1 protein-coding gene is annotated in these 1901 nt (G+C 35.7%); it reads right to left on the bottom strand.

The genetic code is table 11. From position 1 onward, the window contains the following. Positions 1-186: 186 nt before the first annotated feature. Positions 187-1680 carry a hypothetical protein gene (locus ACFHWD_RS20530; RefSeq protein ID WP_229982072.1) on the bottom strand — a complete coding sequence of 498 codons (1494 nt, stop codon included), beginning with the start codon at positions 1678-1680 and terminating at the stop codon, positions 187-189. Positions 1681-1901: the final 221 nt, after the last annotated feature.

The following is a 1901-nucleotide window of genomic DNA, read 5'->3' as shown; positions in this document are numbered from 1 at the left end:
TTATGAAGACACTCGAAAAGTAGATGGAAAATCTTAAAAGATATTTAATCAGCCAACTACTTAGCATAAGTTGGAAACTTGTTAAATGAACTTTGAAAATCACACATTGTTATGAGAGGACGGACACAAAAAGGACATAACAAAAAAGCCTGAGATTAGGCCCTGGGAAAATATTCAATAAGTGTTCTATACAGCCTTACTTTGCATAAGACTGCCAAAACTAAAGCCGGTATGCTTTATCCAGGCATCTAAGTGTATATTGATTACAGAAAAAGTTGCTAAAGCCATACGCAGCATAGCACTTCGAGATTTATATTCTTGAATGTTATAATCATTAAACATTCGTTTGTTTGAGCGTTCGACAGAGGTTCTGGTTTTAAATTTATCTTTAAATTTTTCAGAATTACGTGGTACAGGAGGAAACATCCTCGGATCATAATCAGGTTTAATGTGAATAACTTTACCATATTTACTGTCAGAGCATTTACACTCTGCAGGAGGTTCTAAACCTTTTGCTGCAAAATAACAACGGTATTTGATTCCTTTAGGTTTTGAATATCCCCAATTGACAAAAGGAATACCACCCATGCAAATAGGATTTCCTTTGTTATCGAAACAAAGTATATTAGGATGGGGATAATCAAATTTTGCTTTTGTCCTGGAATCTAAAGAAATAAAAGGAGAAATATTGTGGTGCTTAAGCAGATCATAAGTAGGATAGTTATCCATGGCTCCATCAGCAATAAAGTTCTTAAAATGAAGGTCAGGATAAAGATTATGAATATCTTCAAGTGCAAAAACTGTAGTAATGCTGTCATGGCGGCTAGCCTGTACCATCTTAATGTAGATAGGAAGGTCATAGGGGCTATCGGAAGCAGTCACATTAAAAAGAGTGTTTCCAAAGAACCACTGTTCTCTATAGCTATCCCATCCCCAGCAGGCATCAGGATCTGAATACCGTCTGGGACAATGACAGTTGTATATGCCTTTAGATTTGCAGTCACAAACCTTAACTCCATAATGGCTGGCACCAGAATAGAAAGGTGAACCGTCAAAGGCAAGGGATAAGTTATTGATATCTCCAAGAATACCCATTTTAGAAGAGAAATCAACAACACATCGGGCGATAAACTTCTGAAAAATGTTTTCAGGACAGAAGTTTCTAAGTTTACCTTTGATAGCTTTATCAACAAGCTTCTTAACAGTACCAGAACGCTTAGGGGGCTGCTTTTCACCAGCTTTCAGTTTTTTTCTAGGCTTGGATGAAAAATTTTTAACCGTAAGTTTACGTTCAACTTGAAGTTTATGGTCTGAAATCCATAAACGTACTAAAAGGTCATAATATGAGGATGCAGATGGGACACCATCCTCAAAACCACATATATCAAGAAGCAAAGGATCAGAAGCTATCTTTTTAGCCCATTTTGTGATAGAATGTCCGTGTTGATCAAGCATTAATATTAGAGATCGTATTATACCTTGCTGATTTTTGGCGGGACGGCCTAAATCAGAATATAAAGGCTTGATTACAGGGAGCAGGCTATCCAGGTTGAGAAGATAGAGTTTTGAAATACTCTTATCAAGTGCAGCCAGCCTGCTTTTTTGCGTTTGATAGTGAAGTAGCATTTTAAGATATAGCTGTTCTTGATATTCCAAATGTGAAATCCAATTTCGTAACATAATAAACCTCCTGAGAAAATAGTATTTTAAAATCACAATACAATTTTACTCATAAAAGGGGATGTTCTATCAATCGAAATGTTTTCTAGCTTAGGATGCTATTGGTAATAAGTTTATTGGAAAATATCATAATAATTTAGCTTAAATATTAGGGGTGAAGCAAAGATGCTGAACCTTATAATATATAAAAATCAAGCTCTCTGAGTTTTCGAGAGCGTACT

This window comes from Clostridium sp. MT-14, assembly GCF_042436595.1.
GTDB classification, from domain to species: domain Bacteria; phylum Bacillota; class Clostridia; order Clostridiales; family Clostridiaceae; genus Clostridium_B; species Clostridium_B aromativorans.
Note: the sequence above shows the minus strand (reverse complement) of the source record. Positions and strands in the feature narration are given on the sequence as shown.

Coding starts and splice junctions, on each gene's coding strand:
- ACFHWD_RS20530 (WP_229982072.1), bottom strand. CDS start 1,680: ATGTTACGAAATTGGATTTCACATTTGGAATATCAAGAACAGCTATAT.